The sequence below is a fragment of the Rhodomicrobium udaipurense JA643 genome, assembly GCF_000636015.1.
Taxonomy (GTDB): Bacteria; Pseudomonadota; Alphaproteobacteria; order Rhizobiales; family Rhodomicrobiaceae; genus Rhodomicrobium; species Rhodomicrobium udaipurense.
The window spans coordinates 1-3,892 of record NZ_JFZJ01000189.1 but is presented as its reverse complement, the minus strand read 5'-3'; the positions used below and the strand labels follow the sequence as shown (position 1 = coordinate 3,892).

Below are 3,892 nucleotides of genomic sequence, written 5' to 3'. Positions count from 1 at the left end.
ATCTTGCACCGCAGCGCCGCCTTCTGCGCGGATCGCTATCGAAAACCCGAACGCCGGAACGGTTGCCCCGCTCCGGCGTTTCCCGTTCGTAGGCTGACGGTTTCGCGCCATTCTGCCGTAGGGGAATGGTCTTGCGGGAACAGGCGGCAATACCGAAATAACCCGGAGCTGCCGAAGCAGGCACCAAAACAACGACGCATGATCCGCAAAGGTGGAACACCGGTTTTGCGACTATCATGCATAAACGAAACCTGGACGACAGAGGCAACGAAGCCCATGAATTTCTTCCGCACCATGCTCTTGCTCGCCGCGTTGACGGCGCTTTTCATGGCGATCGGCTTTCTCATCGGCGGCCAGACGGGCATGCTCATCGCGTTCCTGATCGCGGGCGGGATGAACATCTTCGCCTACTGGAACTCCGACAAGATGGTGCTCGCCCAGCAGGGCGCCGAGGAGGTGGACGAGCGCACCGCACCCGAGCTTTATTCCATCGTGCGGCAGCTCGCGGCGAATGCAAACCTGCCAATGCCGAAGGTCTATATCATCCACACCGACCAGCCGAACGCGTTCGCGACGGGACGTAACCCGCAAAACGCGGCGGTTGCTGCGTCGGCGGGCCTCCTGCGCATCATGAGCAAGGAGGAAGTGGCGGGCGTTCTCGCGCATGAACTGGCGCACATCAAGAACCGTGATACGCTCATCATGACGATTGCCGCCACCATCGCAGGCGCGATCTCCATGCTCGCGAATTTCGGCATGTTCTTCGGCGGCAACCGCGACAACAACGGCGGTGGCATCATCAGCACGCTGCTTTCGGTGATCGTTGCGCCTCTGGCGGCGGCCGTCATCCAGATGGCGATCAGCCGCTCGCGCGAATATGTGGCCGACAAGGACGGCGGCGAAATCTGTCAGCGTCCGCTGTGGCTCGCGTCCGCGTTGCAGAAGATCGAGCAGGCCGCGCATCAGATCCCGAACCAGCAGGCCGAGCGCAACCCGGCGAGCGCGCAGCTGTACATCATCAATCCGCTGTCGGGGCAGGGCATGGACAATCTGTTCTCCACGCACCCGAACACGGCGAACCGCGTCGCGGCACTCGTGGAGCAGGCGCGGCAGATGGGTGACACGCAGGAGCCGACGGCGGCGCATATGTCTCCCGTTCCGGGCTTCGAGGATGGCGCGGTCGGAAGCGGTCCGTGGCAGCAGCGTCCGCGCTCCGGCCGCCGGCCGTTCCAGGTAGGGCCGTGGAACCGCTCATCCTGACGCCTTCGGGAACCCGTGTTCCTTTCGGAATTTGCGCGAAGATGGCAATTTGATCGAACTCCTGCGCGTCGTAGGTCAAAGCGTCATTGTGCGACGCACCGCTTTTGCCCATAAGTGCGGACCTTCATTGAAGCGGCGTTCCGCTTCGAACAAACGCGAAAGGCCCGTTCGTGGCGCCGAAACCTTCTTCGAGAAAGACCGACTCCGATCAACACGCGCCTGCGAGTGGTGCATCGTCAGGGCTGATGGCGCGCCGTCTCGCCGTATTCCTTCTGAAGTCGGTGCTGCACGACCACCAGTCCTTCGACGAAGCCTTCGCCGGATCGTCCGCGCGTGACGCCTTCGCGGCTATGGAATCGCGCGACCGCGCCTTCGCCCGCGCCATCGCCACCATTGCGCTGCGCCGCCTCGGCCAGGTCGAGGACATGCTCGCGCGCTTTCTCGAAAAGCCGCTCGCAGCCGATGCCTTCGAGGCCCGCGCCATCCTCATCGCGGGCGCGACGCAGCTTGCGTTCATGGATGTCGCGCCGCATGCCGCCATCGGGCTGGCCGTGGAGCAGGCGAAGGCGTCGCGTTTCAGCCGCCACCTCGGCGGGCTCATCAACGCGGTGCTGAGGCGTGTGAGCGAGAACAAGGCCGCGATCTTGAGCGAGCAGGATGCCGCCGTGCTCAACACGCCCGCATGGCTTTGGGAGCGCTGGGTGGCAGCCTACGGCGAGGCGACGGCGCGCGAGATCGCGGGCGCGCATCTGGAAGAGCCGCCGCTCGACCTCAGCGTGAAGGCCGATGCCGCGGAATGGGCAGCGAAGCTTGAGGGCGAGGTGCTGCCGTGGGGATCGGTGCGGCTGTCGCACAAGGGCCGCGTGGAGGAAATCGAAGGTTACGCAGAAGGCGCGTGGTGGGTGCAGGATGCCGCCGCCGGGATCCCGGCGCTGTTGCTCGCCGATATTGCGGGCGGGCGCGTGGCGGACCTCTGCGCAGCGCCGGGCGGCAAGACGGCCCAGCTTGCGGCGGCGGGTGCCCAAGTGACGTCGGTCGATATTTCGGCGTCGCGGCTGCGGCGGCTTGGCGAAAACGCCGCGCGGCTCGGCCTTTCCGTCGAAATCGTGAAGGCCAATGTCGGCGAATGGCAGCCGAAGGACCGCTTCGACGCCATCCTCCTCGATGCACCATGCTCCGCGACAGGCACCATCCGCCGCAATCCCGACATCGCTTACCTAAAGACGGCTGAGGACATCGCAGCACTCGCCCGCGTGCAGAAGCGGCTTCTCGCGCACGCGCTGACGCTGCTTGCGCCGGGCGGCACGCTCGTTTTCGCCACATGCTCGCTCGAACCGGAGGAAGGCGAGGCGCAGATCGCGGCGCTCTTGGCCGACCGCGCCGACGTGCGGCTGCTGCCCATCGATGCGGTGGAGCTCAACCTTCCGCCAGAGGTGGTCACGCCGAACGGATGCCTCCGCACGCTACCGTTTCACGCGGGTGGCATGGACGGCTTTTTCGCGGCGCGATTGACACGGAGCTGATTGGCGACCGTCGCGCCGCCACCTTACGCCTTCGCGAGCCGGTCGAACGCTTGAAGATTGCGCAGCAACGCCTCAAGCTCGCCGAGCGGCACCATGTTTGGCCCGTCTGACGGCGCGTGATCCGGGTCTTGATGCGTCTCGATGAACACCGCCGCGACGCCCACCGCCACAGCGGCGCGCGCCAGCACCGGCACGAAGCGCCGGTCGCCGCCCGTCGAGGTGCCCTGTCCGCCGGGCTGCTGCACCGAATGCGTCGCGTCGAACACCACCGGCGCGCCCGTCTCGGCGAGGATCGGTAGCGCGCGCATGTCGGTGACGAGCGTGTTGTAGCCGAAGCTCGCGCCGCGCTCGGTTAAGAGCACGTTCGGGTTGCCCGCCGCGATCACCTTCTCGACAACGTTTTTCATGTCCCACGGCGCGAGAAACTGGCCCTTTTTCACCTTCACCACGCGGCCCGTTTCAGCGGCGGCGATAAGCAGGTCCGTCTGGCGGCAGAGGAAGGCGGGAATTTGCAGCACGTCCACCGCTTCGGCGACGCGCGCGCATTGCGATGCCTCATGCACATCCGTCACGATGGGGAGGCCAAGGCTCTCGCGGATTTCGGCGAAGATCGGCAGCGCGGCATCGAGACCGAGGCCGCGCTTCGCGTTAGCGCTCGTGCGGTTAGCCTTGTCGAAGCTCGTCTTGAACACGAGGCCGAGGCCGAGGCGGGCCGCGATCTCCTTCAGCGCCGACGCCATTTCGAGCGCGTGCGCGCGGCTTTCGAGCTGGCACGGCCCCGCGAACAGCGCGAGCGGCAGCGCGTTGCCGATGCGCACCCCGCGAATATCGACGACACTGTTGGGCGATTGCAAGGTCATGGATGAGCCTCGTTTCGAGAAGTCCGCTGCGGGCGCGGCGCGTTCGGCTTCGCCTCGACATTTATAGTCTTAAACGAGGCGGCTTTGCGCCACGGCCGCCGCGATGAACGACGAGAACAACGGGTGCGGCTCGAACGGCCGCGATTTCAGTTCCGGGTGGAACTGCACGCCGATGAACCACGGGTGATCCGGGATCTCGATGATTTCGGGCAGGCTTTTGTCCGGCGACAGGCCCGAGAACCGAAGCCC

The 3,892-nt window shown here is 65.6% G+C and carries 4 protein-coding genes; 2 read left to right on the top strand and 2 right to left on the bottom strand.

Going from position 1 to position 3,892, the window contains the following annotated elements; genetic code table 11:
• Positions 1–276: 276 nt before the first annotated feature.
• The gene (htpX, locus tag T281_RS16495; protein ID WP_037242067.1) at positions 277–1,260 is read left to right on the top strand and encodes a zinc metalloprotease HtpX; all 984 of its coding nucleotides are present in this window, start codon (positions 277–279) and stop codon (positions 1,258–1,260) included.
• Positions 1,261–1,505: 245 nt separating this feature from the next.
• Entirely contained in the window at positions 1,506–2,783 is a 1,278-nt protein-coding gene (gene rsmB / locus T281_RS16490) for a 16S rRNA (cytosine(967)-C(5))-methyltransferase RsmB (RefSeq protein ID WP_052037606.1), read from the top strand.
• A gap of 23 nt (positions 2,784–2,806) precedes the next feature.
• Here rsmB and kdsA read toward each other — a convergent pair whose 3' ends face one another.
• Both kdsA and T281_RS16480 read right to left on the bottom strand, forming a co-directional pair.
• On the bottom strand, positions 2,807–3,643 hold the full coding sequence (gene kdsA, locus T281_RS16485) for a 3-deoxy-8-phosphooctulonate synthase (RefSeq protein WP_037242063.1): 837 nt from the start codon (positions 3,641–3,643) through the stop codon (positions 2,807–2,809).
• 69 nt (positions 3,644–3,712) lie between these two features.
• Positions 3,713–3,892 (bottom strand): glutamine amidotransferase-related protein (locus tag T281_RS16480; protein WP_037242060.1); only part of this gene is annotated, 180 nt, incomplete at its 5' end.